This window comes from Pseudovibrio sp. FO-BEG1, assembly GCF_000236645.1.
Classification (GTDB): domain Bacteria; phylum Pseudomonadota; class Alphaproteobacteria; order Rhizobiales; family Stappiaceae; genus Pseudovibrio.
The window spans coordinates 2,479,095-2,495,450 of sequence record NC_016642.1 but is presented as its reverse complement, the minus strand read 5'-3'; the positions used below and the strand labels follow the sequence as shown (position 1 = coordinate 2,495,450).

Here is a 16,356-nt window from a genome sequence, read left to right as displayed (position 1 = left end):
ATTATCTGAATTAATACTTCATCAGATGTGAAAAATGCGCTGAATATAGACGCTTGATATGCAATAATCTTTCACATGACACCTTTAGACTCATATGACCGCGCCATTTTGCGCATCCTACAAGCAGACAACCGCACCTCTCAGCAAAAAATTGGCGAGGCCGTCAATCTGTCCGCCCCCTCCGTCCAGCGCCGCATTCGGCGTATGGAAGCAGAAGGTGTTATTGCTGCCAATGTTGCTGTGGTTGATCCAGCGATGGTGGGACTGCCAATCACAATTTTTGTTGAGGTAGAACTGGTCAGCGAACTGCCAACCGACATCGACGCAGCCAAGCAAAACTTCCGTGATGCCCCGGAAGTTCAGCAATGCTTCTATGTTACGGGAGAGATTGATTTCGTACTGGTCGTCGTCGTGGAAAGCATGTCAGCTTACGAAGAATTCACCCGCCGCATCTTCTTCAAAAACGGAAACATCAAAAAATTCAAAACCTTCGTTTCAATGGACCCGATTAAGACAGGCGTGAAGGTTTCGGTTTGATGGGCATATCTCTAAGAGACTTATAGTTTGTAGCTGACTGTCGCGTTTGTTTCTCCCCATCCAAAGACAAGGATGAAACTAAACGCGACAGCCTCGAGTAAATTCACAAATTAACGCTCACTTCAGCCCGATCTGATGGGCGGAGAGCATGGCGGCGTAGACCATTTCTGGGGTGACGGAGAAAGGCATGTTGTGGATGGTTTCGCCTTCTGCGCAGGAGGCTTCTGCGACTTCCATGAGTTTGGCGTGGTCCAGTTCTTTGACGCCCATGTCGAACAGGTTGGTTGGGAGGCCGACGGAGCGGCAAAGGGTGAGGACTTCTTGGATTTCTTCCATTGGTGCATTTTCAAGAAGCAGCTGGGTCAATGTACCGAAAGCAACTTTCTCGCCATGATAGAGGTGATGGCATTCTTCCAGTTTTGTCAGGCCGTTATGGATGGCGTGAGCGGCAGCCAGACCAGAGCTTTCGAAGCCGAGACCGGAGAGTAAGGTATTGGCTTCAATGATGTTTTTCACTGCAGTTGAAGACACTCCGTTTTCAACGGCGACCTTGGCCTTGTAACCATCAGCCAGTAGGGTGTCGTAACAGAGCTTGGCGAGGGCCTGAGCGGCTTTGGTTGGGAGGCCGCCTGCCATGGTGGCTTTGCCGGAAAGGCCATTGGCACGGGCCTCAAAGTAGGTGGATAACGCATCACCGATACCAGCGATCAGCAGGCGAACCGGAGCCCCTGCGATGATCTTGGTGTCCATGATCACCAGGTTCGGATTGGATGGGAACAACAGATACTCTGAGAACTCACCTTCAGGGGTATAAATCACCGCAAGCGCAGAGGTTGGCGCATCAGTTGAGGCGATGGTTGGCACTACGACCACTGGAATTTTTTGATAAAACCCAATGGCTTTGGCTGTGTCAAGTGTTTTACCGCCACCGATACCGACGACTACATCAGAGCCTTCTGCCTTGAAGATCTCCATCAGACGATCGACCTCGGCGCGGGAACATTCACCGCCAAACTCTTCCATACGCTGTTCGATACCAGCGTCTGCACAGCTCTTTTTGACGGTGTCTCCAACAAGGCCAGTCACGAAGCTGTCAGCGAGGATAGCTGCTTTTTGGCCCAGGGGTTTTATGTAGTCACCGATTTTGGCGATGGTGTCTTCGCCCTGAACGTATTTGCTCGGAGAAATGATGATCTGGTCCATGGTGTAATCTCACTGTTGGAGGTTGCCGCTTATCCCCGGACAGAGCGTACCGAAGTGGGTGTACGGGCACCCTGCAAGCGTCTTCATTCAGTGAAATACTAGGTGTCACTTTTTGGAGATACCATTCGGATAAATCCGTAAACGATCATAAATATACATTATTTGTCATATTAAAATCTCATAATGTAATAATAAAATCAAATTAGCCATCAAATATCGAATGTACAGTGGACTGCTGGATACGCCAAAACACCCGCTTGCCGAGGGGCAAGCGGGCATGGTTATCCGACACTTATGAGATCAACTCAGGGAGGTTTGTCTGATCTGTTCTTTCAGTGCCGGCAGCAGTGAGGCGCTGGCTGAGAGCTTGGAGATACCTGCTTTGAGCAGCAACTCGGTGACCTGGGTGTCACCTGCCATTTCACCACACATACTAACGGGTATCCCCGCGCGTTTCCCCGCCTCGCAGGTCATACGGATGGCCCTGAGCACTGCAGGCTGAGTATAGTCAACCAACTCAGAAACCTTAGGATTTCCGCGATCAGCAGCCATCACATACTGGGTCAGATCATTGGTGCCGATGGAGAAGAAATCCGCCTCAGCTGCCAGGTTATCCGCATCCAACACAGCAGAAGGCACCTCAATCATGATCCCAACGTTCATCGGTGCGTTGCTATGTGAAAGCCCGAGCTCTTCACGCGCTTCCTCGACCAGTTTTTTGCAGTCTTTCAACTCAGAAACCGTTGAAATCATTGGGATCATCATCTGAATGTTGGGCTGCTCAGCGGCTGCGCGAATGAGTGCGCGAATTTGCGTTGAAAAGAGTTTCCTGTCCGCAAGGCACATTCGCACCCCGCGATGCCCCAGAAACGGGTTCTCTTCCGCCTCCACCGGGTAGCTTTCCAGTGGCTTATCCCCGCCAACATCGAGCGTGCGGATGGTGATAGGATGATCTCCAAAGGCGGCTGCAATGCGCTTGTACTCTTCGTACTGAGATTGCTCATCCGGCAACTCAGCGCGTGACTGAAACAGAAACTCCGTCCGCATCAGGCCGACGCCTTCTGCGCCTGCTGCAACGGCTTTCTCAGCGTCTTCAAAACTACCGATGTTGGCTTGTACCGGGAAATGAACACCATCGAGCGTGATGGCTGGTTCCATGGCCTTAGATGCGGCTTCTGCCTGTTCCGCTTTCCATGCTTCGTGCTGAGCAACCAGATCCGCTTCCATCTCTTCAGAAGGATCCGTCCAGAGCAGGCCTTCAAAGCCATCAAGCACGACCTGCTGACCATCTTCCAACAGATCAAACGCACCAGCCGCTCGAACAATCGCCGGGATGCCCATGGCTCTGGCGATGATCGCACTGTGAGAGGTTTTGCCGCCACCTGTCAGGCAGATGCCGAGTACGTGTTCTTTATCCAGCTTCGCTGTGTCAGTTGGCGTCAGATCCTCAGCAATCAGGATTGAGTTGGCAGGCACAGAGGCGCCCTCACCTTCCGATCCAGTCAACTGAACCATGACTTGTCGCGTGATGTCCCAGATGTCTACAGCCCGTTGGCGCATATAGTCACTGTCAGCGGCTTCATACTGGGCTTTGAGCTCAAACATCACCGAGATCCAAGCCTGTTCGGCTATCGCGTTTTCGTCCGCTATGTAACCACGCAGTTTCGGTTCCAGTTCTGGATCCGTCAGCATGGCAACGTGAGCGGTGAAGATGCCGGACTGGTCTGCATCTTTCGCAGACTTTGCGCTGCGTTGCATTTCGCTGGCGATAGAACCGATTGCTGCAAACAGGCGGTCGCTTTCTTCATCGACACCAGCAAAGGCCCGATCCGGCACAGCTGGCATAACAGATTGGAAGAAGACAACACGACCAAAGGCGATGCCTTGCGACGCTGGAAGGCCTGCGATCGCACCTTCAACACTTTGCAAGGGAGGAGAAGCTGGTTCCGCTTCCGCAACCACAGGCTCTGCGCTTACATCTTCACCAAACCCGTCTTCAGCCAGAGCTTTGAAAGCCGCAATAGCTTGTTCTGCCTGTACCCCACGGGCAATAAATGTGATTTCATCATCACGGCGCACGGAAAGACCGGCAATGGCGTTGAGGCTTTTGGCGTTGGCGCGTTCTTCTGCTTTTTCAATTTGAAGAACAGCATCAAAACCAGCAAGGGCACCGACAATAGCAGCCGCAGGGCGCGCGTGTAGGCCGTGAGGATTAAGCACAGTCCAGCTGAACCGAAGCTCCTCTCCAACCGGGGCCTCAGGCGCCGCAGTGACGACCACCTCTTCTTCAACACCCAGATGCTTTTTCTTGGCACTCAGCGCGCCAAGCGCTTCTTCTTTCACGGCAGTCAATGGCAAGCCAGAGCCAGCAGCAACAGCAGCTGCCATGGTGCCTTCCACAATGGGAGCGGCGCAGAGTTCGACGGAGGATGCAACTTCATCCCCGAGCAACTCCAGAGCCATCTCGGCACTCAGCAGTGCACTGCCAAGGTCCATAAGAACCAAAACGCCATCGTCATCCATTACGGTTTCGATGGCGGTCATCACTTGAACGGGGTCTGTGCCGATTGGGTTGGCGGGATCATCAATCCCGCCCGCCACTGCAAGGGCACACTTGTTCTGTGTCATCTGCTGCGCCAGCTCGGCAACACCTTCTGCCAGCTTGGCGCTGTGAGACACAACGACGATGCCTACCACTTCGCTTAACTCCCAACGACCGCGCGGGAGAGCGCTTTGACCATGAACATGGTTGAGGTTGCACCAGCATCCTGATGTCCGATGGAGCGTTCACCCAAATAGCTCGCACGCCCCTTCTTTGCCCGCATATCAACCGTGGAGGCAACGCCAGCATCTGCTGCAGCTACCATGGCTAGCAAGGCAGCCTCCAGGTTCTCAGCTGCTTTGGCCGCGTCAAGCACAGGCCACCAGACATCACACATGGTTTTATCGCCCGGTTCAGCCTTGCCGCGTGCAACGATGCCAGCAACACCAGCCTCCAGCACAGCTGTCAGGCCTGCCAGATCCAGCTCATCCTTGCCCTTTGCGGAGGCCGCTGCACGAATGAAGAACGTTCCATAGAGCGGACCAGAAGCTCCACCAATGGAAGACATGAGTGTCATGCCCGTGGTTTTGAGGATCATCTCAATGGACATGGCATCCATAGTTGGCAGCTTTTCCAGCACCTTCTCAAAACCGCGGTTCATGTTGATGCCATGGTCAGCATCACCAATGTCTGCATCAAGCTGAGTGAGGTAATCACGCTGTTCGGCAAACACCGCGGCACAGTCTTTAAGCCATTCCAGGAGTTGTTCTTTTTTTACTGTCATAGCCGTAATCCTTAAACTCCCCAGCGCAAGGCTGGTGCATTGACCGGGACATCCCAAAGCTTCAGAGTTTCTTCGTCAGCCTTCAGCAAGGTGATGGAGAAGCCTCCCATATCCAGCGCGGTGCAGTAGTTGCCGACAAGGTTACGGGCCAGCTTGTAGCCAGCTTTGTCAAAGCACTCTGCCATTTTGCCGTAAACGCCATACAGCTCACCCTGAGTGGTGCCGCCCAGACCATTCACCATCACGATGAACTGGTCGCCCTGCTTGAACTCTTCTGTAGTGATGTCCTGCTCTTTCCATTCACCTGTCTCACGGTCCCATGTACGAACGGTGCGGGTGTACGCCGGTGTGTTGATGATCTCATCACACATCTGCTCAACCAGTGTATTGAGGTCGCTGTAGGAGCGGCGTTCGATACCCGGTTCCCCGTGAATACCGACACCAAACTCGATTTCATTATCTGCCAGTTCAAAAGACGGCTTGCCGTTGGCTGGTACTGTGCAGGCAGACAATGCAACACCAAAGGAACGGGCCCGATTGTTAAGGCGCAGCGTCAGTTCCTCACACTGGGCCAGATCATATCCAGCCTCAGCTGCAGCACCCACAATCTTCTCGATCAATACGGTGGCGCCTACACCACGGCGGCCAGCTGTGTAGAGGCTGTCTTTCACGGCCACATCATCATCAATGGTGATAGAGCCCACTGGGATGTCATCAAAGTGAAGAAGCTCAACGGCAGATTCAAAATTGAGGACGTCGCCGGTGTAGTTCTTGATGAAGAACAGAACGCCCTTGCCGTTGTTTACCTCCTTACCGCATTCGTACATCTGGTCAGGTGTTGGAGATGTGAACACTTCACCCGGGCAAGCGGCTGTCAGCATACCTTTGCCGATGTATCCAGCATGAAGGGGTTCGTGACCGCTGCCACCACCAGAAATGAGGGAAACTTTGTCTGTGTTGTCCTCCCTCCAGATGTAGCGCGGCTCCTCGGAGAACTTCAGTTCCGGTCGTGCTGCACGCATGCTAGCCAGCTGTTCAGCAACGACATCTTCAACGCGGTTGATCAGTTTCTTCATTGTTTTTGCTTAACTCCCGAGCAGCAAATCTGGACCTGGTTATTCCGTTGGTTTAAAGAGCCTTCACGAACTTAAACTCTCCAACATTTCACCTTGTTGCTCAGGGCCAGAAGGCATCTGATTAACGAAGGCGCATCCCATGCCAAGATTGTGCAAGTTCCGTGTTCTCTGAATACCTGCGGAATATCGTCCTCTTCATTTGGTAGGTTGAAATTTGACAGTGATCGGCATCGCACCGAGGGTGGTTTTCGCGGGCCAAGCAACCTGCGAAAACCGAAGAGTATTAGGCTTTTGCGACCTGAGGCAAAGCTGCAAACAGGTCTGAATATTCGCTGGATTTACGATAGAAAACAGGCGGCTCACCAAGCGGTGCATCCACGGTGACCCAGCCACCTTTGAACGCCTGCCCCGACCACGCATGCACCCAGTCATCTTCTGGCAGGTACAGCTTCCACTCAGTCTCTTCTTTATTGTAGACCGGTGCGACCATCACATCGCGGCCCAACAGGTATTGGAACTGAATGTCGTAGGCCGTTTCATCTTGCTCATAATGCATGAACAGCGGGCGCATCACCGGAATGCCTGCCTCTGTGTTTTCCGCAATCGCGGCTTTCAGGTAAGGCTTCATGCTGACGAATGCGCGGGACATCCGTCCCAGATGGAAGAGCGTTTCATCATCTGTGTCGAACTGGTGATTGTCACCCGGACGGTTGCCTTCGTGAGAGCGCATCATTGGCGTGAATGCGCAGAAATCAATCCAACGCATCATCAGCTCTTTGGTGCGCTTCATACCATGCAAAGTGGTGTAACCACCCACATCCGAGTGGTGGATACCGTTGCCCATCAGGCCAGCCGACAGAGCACCCGGAATGACCGAGGCCAGACCATCTTCAAGGCACCAGTCCACGCATTGGTCACCCGCCCAAAGCACATGGCAGTACCGCTGGAAGCCTGTGCCACCTGCCCGCATGAAGAACAGGATGTCATCGGTCTTGCCGCATTCCTCAATGGCTTCGTGGTTGATCTTCGCCCAACGGCGTGGCCAGTCGTTATGCTCCAGTTCAGCTGAACGCCCATTAGACAGTGTGCAGTCGGTTGGCAGGTACTCACTGAAGTCAGCCATCCAGCCATCAAGGCCAAAGCCGATCAGATTTTCCTTGATGACGCCCTTGTACCATTCGCAGGCCTCATCATTGGTGAAGTCCACCACACCACAATAGAACTCGCCGAAATCAACTAGATAGTCACCACCATCAGCCTTGGTGGCCAGATAGCCTTTTTCCTTGGCGATTTTGTAAAGGGACTGACCTTCCAGCACATACGGATTGATGTAGCCGAGGAAGCGGACGCCATCTTCTTTCAGCTCATGGATCTTGGTATCAAGGCCCGGATACAGTTCAGGGCTCCATTCCCAGTTCCAATGCAAGCGCTTGCCGAAGGACGTCATCTTGATGCCCTGCCAGTCCTGGTTCCAGACACCCGCGACTTTGACACCCGCCTTTCTGGCCCGCTCGATCTTCTCGAGGGTGATATCGGTGCCGCCCTGAATGCCCAGGATCACGCCATCCAGCACCCAATCCGGCAGTTCTGGCTGCGTACCGAAAACATCAGAGATATTGCCGACGAGCGCAGTGAAGCTGTCTTCCCGGTCAAACAGCAGATAGTCTGGGATGTTCCAGGCCTGCAGCTCATGGAAGTCATCATGGCGGAAATCAAAGTCCGCGTAGGCTGTTGTCTGCAAGTGGCAGAAGTATTTGTCGTTGGAGACAAAGGTCGGCTGCGGGTAGTTGGTGTTGTAGTAATCACCGCCCGCTTTATCCTTGGTGTCCGCCAGCCATGTCACGTAGTTGTTCTTGTTACGGCCAACGCCTGGTTCAGACGTCCAGAGCGGGAAGTTCTTGCCACGCAGATTGAAGTAGGTCAGCTGCTCACCGCAACCGTAGACCTTCTCTTCCGGTGTTGCATGGACGCGCATCCAGAAACGGTTCACCTCATCTTTCAGGCTGTTGAAGTCCACTTTCAGGCGGCCTTCTTCCGTCTCATAAATGGTCAGCGTGAGGTAGTCCTCGCCATCAACCCCAAGTGTGATGCTTGCCTTATCGGCTTCCTCATCAATCCTGAAAGCACGCATTGGCAGGCGGGATTCGACATAGTCTTTGATGTCAAAGTTCCCACGATACATATCGAAGGTGCCTTGACCGCTTCCCAGAAAGATTGCCGGTTTATCCAAGCTGTGCGTAAAAACGGTGCGGTCTTTATGCAGAACAGTGAAGCCATTTTCTTGTTTAACAATGTTCATGTGAGTGCCTGCGGAGTTGGTGCGACACCGGCCTGTTCTGGCGGATCGGTCTGTCAGCACCGGGCTATCGAAAATCTGGAACGGATAGAAAAAGGGCGCGGATGATGTGGTCCGCGCCCTCTTGTCTTACTTCAGAGAAGCTGCGTAGGACGCATCGATCTTAGCTTCACATGCTTTGATTTCATTTTCAAAGCGCTCCAGCCAAGCCTTGCCGTCTGCGTCGCTGTTTTCGATGAAGTAGTCGCGCACGCCAGCAGTTGCTGCCTTGAATGCTGCACGGTCTTCTGTGGTTGGGGTGTAGATGGTGCCACCTGCTTCGCGGAACTCCTCAAACGCTGCGAACTCACGCCATTTTGGATAGGAGCGCAGATACTGGTTCTGAGCTGCTACACCATCAATCACCACTTTGCGCAGTTCTTCTGGCATGGAGTTGAACTTGGCGTTGTTCATCACCCAAACGCCGCCCATGTAAGCGTGGCCATCCAGAGCGATGTACTTCAGGCTTTCCTGGAACTTCATCATGGTGATGTCCACGATGCCGTTCTTGGTGCCATCAACAACACCGGTAGACAAGGCAGTGTAAACTTCAGGCCAGGAGATTGGAGTTGGCGCCGCACCGAGCTGTTTCACCAGTTCCTGCTGGATTGGAGCTGGAACGGTACGCAGTTTCAGGCCTTTTACGTCATCAGGATTTTTGACCTGCTTGTCAGTGGTCGCAATGTTACGCCAGCCGCCGGAGTTGGATACCATCATCAGGCGCAGAGTATCATTGGTTCTGCCAAGAACGTTGCCGCGAACGTCTGCAAGGAACTCGTCGTTGTCATAGACACACTCGGCAACGCGGTCGTCACGCAGCATGTATGGCAGGTCGAATGCGCTCACTGGAGACCAGTAGTTTGCCAGTTCCGGAATGGTGGTCTGGAAGTAATCAAACATACCGTTCTGAACGCCTGCCAGACACTCTTTCGCTGTGCCGCAAAGCTGACCGCCCGGATAGATCTCGACTTCGATCGCGCCATTGGAGCGGGATTCTACAAAGTTTTTAAACACGAGCAGTGACTGGTGGTTGTAACCGTCAAGGTTGGTTACGTGCGGAGCAGTCAGAGTGTAATCCGCCGCCTGTGCACCCGCAGCCATGAAAACTGAGCTGAGCAATGCGATTGCTGTTTTCTTAAAGTTCATGTTTTCCTCCACATGAGTTTTAAAGTCTGCTGCCCCACTCCCGTTGCAGCACGTTGGTAAGGGTTGGTTCGCCTACATCACGCCCAGCAGTTTCGGGAAACCGATGACGAGCGCAGGGAAGAATGAAATCAGGAAGATGATCACAAACTCGATCGCTAGGAACGGTAGGATCGCTTTCGAGATCTTTTGCAACGGCACCCCGGAAACACTTGAGGCGACGAAGAGAACGAGACCCATTGGCGGTGTTGCCAGACCGATGGAAAGGTTGGCGCACATGACCACACCGAAGTGGACCGGATCGATACCTGCCTGTGTCATGATCGGCGCAAGAATTGGCGCGAAGATCAGGATTGCCGGACCTGCATCGAGGAACATGCCGACGATGAACAGGAAGACGTTGATGATGAAGAACAGCAGGTAAGGGTCACGGGTGATACCGAGGAAGAAGGAGGTAATGTCCTTCGCGATGCCGGACAGAGAGATGGCTGAAGCAAACCCGCTCGCCGCGGCCACGATGATCAGAATTGCCGCTGCATTGACAGCGATGCGCATGAACATCGGGAAGACGCTGGCAGGCTTGAGCACTTTCAGCACGACCACGGACAGGATCAGCGCGTAGAACACGGCCACCGCAGCAGCTTCAGTTGGCGTGAAGACACCTGAGTAGATACCGCCCAGAATGATCACAGGTGTAAGCAGCGGGAAGAAAGCCATGGAGAAGCTGTTCCAGCGCTCTTTGCGGCTGGCCCGTTCAAACTGCTCAACATCAGGATACTTCTTGATCTGCCAGCGGTTGATGATCATCAGGCCGATGCAGAAGATGATGCCAGGGACCACACCTGCGATGAACATCGCAGCCACGGAGGTGTTCATCACGAAAGCGTAGATGAGCATGATACCGCTTGGTGGGATGATGGTGCCCAGAACTGTTGCCGCTGCAGTCAGAGCCGCCGCATAGGTGCGGTCATATTTGTAACGCTCCATCTCAGGGATCAGCATGTTGCCAATCGCAGAGGTTGCCGCCACAGAAGACCCAGTCAGCGCTGCAAACAGGGTGGAAGCCAGGATCACCACGTGACCGAGACCACCACGGAAGTGCTGCACCATGGTTTGTGAGAAGGTGATGATGCGAGTGGTGATGCCACCGTTCACCATGAATTCACCCGCCAGCATAAAGAACGGCAGCGCCAGCAGCAGGAAGTTGTCGAGACCAGCGTAAAGGCGCTGGTAAAGCATGTTGATGAAGAGAACCTTGTCGTCCTGGAACAGAGCAATCACAGGAGACAAACCAAGCGCGAAAAGCACCGGGGCACCAATCAACAAGAAGATCAAGAAATATAGAAGGAAGATCGGAGAGACCATACCTGCACACTCCCGTTAAGGTATTGGAGCCTAAGCGTTTTCGCTTTTGTTATTAGCGTTGAAATGGATGAACTGGTCCAGCTCGCCTACCAGCTTCTGCAAAGCCGCGAGGCAGGTGATTGCCAGCAGCGCAGGCGGCGCGATGTAGATCACGTACATTGGGATCGGCAGACTATCTGCGGTGACAGAACCCGTGCCAAAGAACACCCAGCCAAACTTGATCCAGACTGCGAACAAAACCAGCGCAATCACATGAATGATGGCTTTCAGCAGATGCCCGATGCGTGTTCCCTCCACTGCATCCAGTACAAACGTCATGGCGATATTTTTACCTGTCAGATAGATGACCGGCAGCGCCAGATACGTCATGTAAATCATCAGAAAGCGCGAGGCTTCATCCGTCCAGCTGATGGGACTGTTGAGGATGTAACGGAAGAAAACCTGCAGCAGCACAATTGAGGTCATGATGACCAGGAAAAGTCCACCAACATACTCGCCTGCCCGGGCGATGGGATTGTTGATGGCGGCGAGGCCTTTTTCGATCGCCTTAAGCATGATGCTCTTTCCTTGCCTTAAGAGTTGCCCAAAGAGAGGAAAGAGCGCTCTGAAGCATGAGAGCCAAAGACAGCTTCAGAACGCTCCGGGTATCAGGTGAGTTCGACCACCTCGATACCGAGGCGCTTGGCAAGCGCTCGAAGAACCGGACGATGGTCGCCGTAAGTCAGAGCAGTGTGATGCTCCAGCCCTTCAGCAATCATCTTTTCCATGAAGTCTTTGACCGGTGTGTCCAGCTTTGCTGTGCCAGCAGTGCCAGAAAACGCCAATGGAGCACGTACCATTTCACCACCAGCCAGTATGAGGCGCAGCTTGCCATGCCCCTGGCTGAAGCGCGCCATGGTGATGCGCCCCGGCTTCAAAGCAAACTCGGAAAGCAATGGCAGCTTGCGGTTACTATGGATCGTTCCCTGCACTGGCTGGTCGCGATCGGCCATATCAATTGGCGCCTGCCCGCAATGCCAGAACACAACCGTGTCATCTTCAACATTCACGTCAACAAGATCAGTGTTGAACACGCTATTGCCCGATGCGTGCTGCAATGTGAGAGATGTCACGACACCCATCATGTCAGCTTCACAGCCACTTGGGGTCCGGTCTTCATTCAGGAGCGCCAACGCACCACACGCGGCACATCCGTATTCGGTAAAGAAGTCTGGCCAGCAGCGCACTGCAACACCGGCATAATCTTTTTCATCTGCTTCGGTGCGCAGCTTGGAATAAACCTTGAGTGTTTTGCAGGTGGCTTCCTGATCCAGCTCTGCCAGATTTGGAAAGTCCTTTGCACGCCGCTCATAAGGTGCGTCCGCGACTTCATCCGGCAGTTCCTTCACCTGATCGATGAAGTCGATCACCGGAATACGATCAACACTGATGCCAAAGCTGTCTGCCAGTTCCTGCTCATTGAAGTTGCAGGCGTCAAACCCATCCGGATGCTCACCAACCAGTTTGAGCTTTGAGCCTTTGAGCTGGTTGACGATTGCGCCGGCACGCGCCAGCAAACGCAGCTCTTCAATCGCTTTTGGACTTTCAGCAGCTGCATGGACATAATCGAGACGGATGTTGCTGCGGCTGAGAGCGTGGGATGCCAGATTGACACCGCAGAATGAGTTGAGGCGCAGACGGCCACCTGTTCTTGCTTCCGGATAGGACCACATGACGAGCGGCGCATCGATGGCTTTGCCAAGCTCAACAGTCATGGTGGCGTCGGTGAAAGTCACCTGCAGCAGAAGAAGCATATCGAGCGGCTTTTCCTGAAGCTTTGGCATCACTTCCTTGACAGCGTCCGCATCAAACAGCAGCTTTGGTTCACCAACAAACTCAGCGTCCAGTGTCTGGAGGTTCTTCCAGGCTTGCGCGAGAATTTCTTCTGCATAGGGAACATCAAAGGTTGGACGACCGAGCGCGACGATGCCAATACGGGGTGTGTCGACGGACATTATTAACTCCCTACTGTATTTAGCCGAGAGTGACGTTTCCGCGTCTGAAACCTCTCTCCCCCAGGCCTTTTTATCGAGGGCTCCCCAGCCCCCTTATCTTGTAAAAACAGACTACTTTGAACCTTAGTGACTAACCATGAGTAATACCACATAAATGGTCATTATTTTTCTTTTATGCTCATTTATTTTGTGATATTTGACATTTTTGTCCACTTTTCAACGTTCACTGTTATTTTTTGACGCAAAGAACGATCATGTGTTTGGAACTGGAGTTTTCAGAGTAGGACAGCGGAGAAAACAAGCAATGCGGTGATATGTCTGCGTTAAAATGCGCAGTTTTCTGCGCTTACGGAGGGTACACACGGCATAATTGAGCGTTTTCTTACATACTCTTAAGACAAGAAGTGCCAGTCTGTGGGGCAGACTGGCACTTGGCTGCTCATCTCGGGAGGAGTTGCAGCATCGGGAATCACATTGGAAGGTTATCTAGGCTTTTCCATTGGACCCGAAGACACGAATCTTCTCTTTTACTTTCTGTTTCATGACTTCCTCACCGCGACCGAGTGAGTGCGCCAGATGAAACTCTTCAGGATCATTTGCAAAGACTTCCTGCACACCCAGCGTAAAGGCCTGGCGGAGTTCAGTATCTACATTCACCTTTGCAACACCTAGCTCAACTGCCTTCTTAACTTGCTCATCCGGCACACCAGAACCACCATGAAGAACCAGTGGCGTCTTCACTTGCTCCTTGATTTCCTTGATGCGCTCAAAGGCCAGCTTCGGTTCGCTTTTGTACACGCCGTGCGCGGTACCGACAGAGATCGCCAGATAGTCCACACCGGTCTTTTCGACGAACTCCTGCGCCTCTTCCACTGTGGTGATCATGGCATCCGCTTCATCAACGGTGATGTCATCTTCAGTGCCGCCGATCTTGCCGATCTCACCTTCGCAGCCAATGCCCAAAGCATGGGCAACATCAGCTACTGCTTTGGTTGTCTTAGTGTTTTCCTCGAAAGGAAAGCCAGAACCATCAAACATCACCGACTGAAAGCCTGCGCGAGTGGCTTCCATTGTCTGCTCAAACTGGCGACTGTGATCCAGGTGAATGCAGACAGGCACAGTGATGTCTCGCATGAACGTGTCGATCATGTCCTTCATCTGATAAAGGCCGAGCGTGTTGATCACTTTCTGACCAACCTGGATCATGATCGGAGCGCGTTCTTCTTCAGCTGCAGTCAAGATCGCACGAATGGACTCCGCGTTGTGAGCACTGAATGCGCCAATAGCGTATCCGTTCTCCCAAGCGTGCTGGATCATTGTTTTTCCTGAAACGTAAGGCATTTGTTATGTCCTCGGGGTCATTCCACGTTCTGCTGGATGGCTCCTCATGCCAAACCCGAACCCGTGGCTGGCATTTTCGCTTTCCATTTATGGTTATGACTGTAAATTCTCACAGATATGATCAAATAACAACATTAATGATCATTTTTATGTCCAATTTTGCTCACAACCGTATTGCTACGTAGGGTATTTCGTTCAAATTGGTAGATTTTTGACTATCAACATCAGTCCGATGACCAAAAGCAGTCCATGAATGATTTTGTGATAGTCAATTTTGTAGGTGTGCAGCAGATGGTAGCCAAACATGCCAAGCGACATGCCGATGACGAATGCAGGCAGCGCTTTGACCACATGGCCAATCACCACATCGGTGAGCAGTCCCTGAAGCCAGAAGCCTGTGATCGCCCCAACCATCTGAAGCATAAAGAAGAAAACGAGCGTGGATTTGGCCTGATCTGCCGTCCATGGCTGCATGGAAGTGTAAGCAATCACCGGCGGTCCCGGCTCACCAACACTCGCGCCCAAAGCTCCTGAAAAGAAACCGGTTCCAACAGTGATCGGTTTCGAAACTTCTTTGAACAAAGCCTCTCTGGAAAGGAACGAGTAGATGCTTGAGGCAACGAGGACGACACCCATGGTGATCAGAATAGCTTCTGCAGGCAGCCGCTTGAGCAAGTCCGCCCCCAGATAAGACCCTGGCAAAGAGCCAAGAAACAGCAGCAAAGCTGGCTTCCATCTGACATGAGCGCGCATTTTCCAAACGATCGGGAATGTCACCAACCAGCCGAAGATGCCAGCTACCGGAACAGCAGCTTTCACATCAATAGCAAGGGACAGAAGGGGGACTGAAACAAGCGCCAGACCGAAGCCTGTGAGGCCCTGGGTAAAGCTACCCAGAGCTATGATCGCTGAAACGACGATGATTTCGAATGTCATTGTATTTCTCTGGCGCTCGACTGGCGCAGATGATTAGCGTGTGCTGAACCGATGGATCGTCTTTTGTTTATAGACATCTTCCGGGTCCAGCCGGATGCTGGGGAAGTGCGGCTTGTTCGGACTATCCGGGAAGTGCTGCGTTTCCAGACATAACCCACCAAACGCCTCATACTTATAGCCATTTCGCCCAAACCAGGGTTTATTGGAAAGCTTGAAACCGTTGTAGAACTGGATCGCAGGCTGCGTTGTCTCCACTTCCATCACACGACCCGAGGCTGGGTCATACAGCTCAGCCGCTTTCTTGTATTTGCCTCGACCCTCGCCGTTCAGAACGAAGTTATGATCAATCCAGCGACCATCGAGCTTATCCATATTCTGACCGATGACAGCCCCCTCACGGAAGTCCAGCCCTGACCCTGCCACGCTTTTCACTTCCCCTGTCGGGATCATGTTCTCCGCAACAGGCGTATAATGATCCGCAAACAGCTTCAGTTCATGGTTCTCGACTGAGCCTTTGTCGTGCCCCGCCAGATTGTAATAGCTGTGGTTCACCAGATTGAGGATGGTTGGCTTGCTGGTATGGGCACAGAAGTTGAAGTGTAGCTGGTTTACATCATCCAGAGCGATGGTGTGAGTAACACTCAGCGTCCCCGGATAGCCAGATTCCCCATCTGGCGACACCCGATGCAGGTGCACACGAACAACATCCGCTTTTTCTTCAATGTCATAGCCCCAGACATACTTGTCGAAACCCTTGCTGCCACCATGCAGGTGTTGCACGGTTGGCGGCTCATTGGTTTCCAGCAGATACGCCACGCCATCCAGCGTAAACTTGCCATCCTGAATGCGGTTTGCGCACCGCCCGGCAACTGCCCCAAAGAACGGATGCCCCGCCAGATACTTCTCCAGGGCCTCGTATCCCAGCACCACATCATCCTTGTTGCCATTGCGATCAGGAACGATCAGCGATGTGACGATGCAGCCATAATTGGTGAGTGAAACCTGAAGACCATTCTTATTGGTGATTGTGATCAGATCTGCGCTTTTGCCGTTCACTTGACCAAATGGAACCACAGTGACTTCCATTGGAATCTCCCGAT

13 protein-coding genes are annotated in these 16,356 nt (G+C 52.7%); 1 reads left to right on the top strand and 12 read right to left on the bottom strand.

Features of this window, described 5'->3' with window-relative positions:
• The first annotated feature begins 75 nt into the window (after window positions 1–75).
• Window positions 76–537, top strand: coding sequence for an Lrp/AsnC family transcriptional regulator (locus PSE_RS11480; RefSeq protein WP_041768195.1), 462 nt, complete (start codon window positions 76–78; stop codon window positions 535–537).
• Window positions 538–654: 117 nt separating this feature from the next.
• Here PSE_RS11480 and PSE_RS11475 read toward each other — a convergent pair whose 3' ends face one another.
• The 12 genes from PSE_RS11475 to PSE_RS11420 all read right to left on the bottom strand — a co-directional run bounded on the left by PSE_RS11475 (window position 655) and on the right by PSE_RS11420 (window position 16,342).
• Window positions 655–1,740 (bottom strand): glycerol dehydrogenase, encoded by a 1,086-nt coding sequence (locus tag PSE_RS11475; RefSeq protein ID WP_014285018.1) that lies wholly within the window; start codon window positions 1,738–1,740, stop codon window positions 655–657.
• Window positions 1,741–2,040: 300 nt separating this feature from the next.
• A complete protein-coding gene (gene ptsP / locus PSE_RS11470) occupies window positions 2,041–4,437 on the bottom strand; it encodes a phosphoenolpyruvate--protein phosphotransferase (protein ID WP_014285017.1) in 2,397 nt (798 codons plus the stop codon).
• A 5-nt stretch (window positions 4,438–4,442) separates the two neighbouring features.
• Entirely contained in the window at window positions 4,443–5,066 is a 624-nt protein-coding gene (gene dhaL / locus PSE_RS11465) for a dihydroxyacetone kinase subunit DhaL (RefSeq protein ID WP_014285016.1), read from the bottom strand.
• 11 nt (window positions 5,067–5,077) lie between these two features.
• Window positions 5,078–6,142, bottom strand: coding sequence for a dihydroxyacetone kinase subunit DhaK (dhaK, locus tag PSE_RS11460; RefSeq protein ID WP_014285015.1), 1,065 nt, complete (start codon window positions 6,140–6,142; stop codon window positions 5,078–5,080).
• A 283-nt stretch (window positions 6,143–6,425) separates the two neighbouring features.
• Window positions 6,426–8,441, bottom strand: a complete 2,016-nt coding sequence (locus PSE_RS11455; RefSeq protein ID WP_014285014.1) for an alpha-glucosidase — start codon at window positions 8,439–8,441, stop codon at window positions 6,426–6,428.
• 126 nt (window positions 8,442–8,567) lie between these two features.
• Window positions 8,568–9,623: a TRAP transporter substrate-binding protein DctP gene (dctP, locus tag PSE_RS11450; protein WP_008547109.1), complete on the bottom strand. Its 1,056-nt coding sequence runs from the start codon at window positions 9,621–9,623 to the stop codon at window positions 8,568–8,570.
• A 72-nt stretch (window positions 9,624–9,695) separates the two neighbouring features.
• The gene (locus tag PSE_RS11445) at window positions 9,696–10,985 is read right to left on the bottom strand and encodes a TRAP transporter large permease (protein ID WP_014285011.1); all 1,290 of its coding nucleotides are present in this window, start codon (window positions 10,983–10,985) and stop codon (window positions 9,696–9,698) included.
• Window positions 10,986–11,015: 30 nt separating this feature from the next.
• Window positions 11,016–11,540 carry a TRAP transporter small permease gene (locus tag PSE_RS11440; protein ID WP_008547275.1) on the bottom strand — a complete coding sequence of 175 codons (525 nt, stop codon included), beginning with the start codon at window positions 11,538–11,540 and terminating at the stop codon, window positions 11,016–11,018.
• A gap of 92 nt (window positions 11,541–11,632) precedes the next feature.
• Window positions 11,633–12,979 (bottom strand): L-fucose/L-arabinose isomerase family protein, encoded by a 1,347-nt coding sequence (locus tag PSE_RS11435; RefSeq protein ID WP_014285010.1) that lies wholly within the window; start codon window positions 12,977–12,979, stop codon window positions 11,633–11,635.
• Window positions 12,980–13,465: 486 nt separating this feature from the next.
• Window positions 13,466–14,320, bottom strand: coding sequence for a ketose-bisphosphate aldolase (locus PSE_RS11430; RefSeq protein WP_014285009.1), 855 nt, complete (start codon window positions 14,318–14,320; stop codon window positions 13,466–13,468).
• 195 nt (window positions 14,321–14,515) lie between these two features.
• The gene (locus PSE_RS11425) at window positions 14,516–15,256 is read right to left on the bottom strand and encodes a sulfite exporter TauE/SafE family protein (RefSeq protein WP_014285008.1); all 741 of its coding nucleotides are present in this window, start codon (window positions 15,254–15,256) and stop codon (window positions 14,516–14,518) included.
• A 33-nt stretch (window positions 15,257–15,289) separates the two neighbouring features.
• Window positions 15,290–16,342 (bottom strand): aldose epimerase family protein, encoded by a 1,053-nt coding sequence (locus tag PSE_RS11420; RefSeq protein WP_014285007.1) that lies wholly within the window; start codon window positions 16,340–16,342, stop codon window positions 15,290–15,292.
• Window positions 16,343–16,356 lie beyond the last annotated feature (14 nt).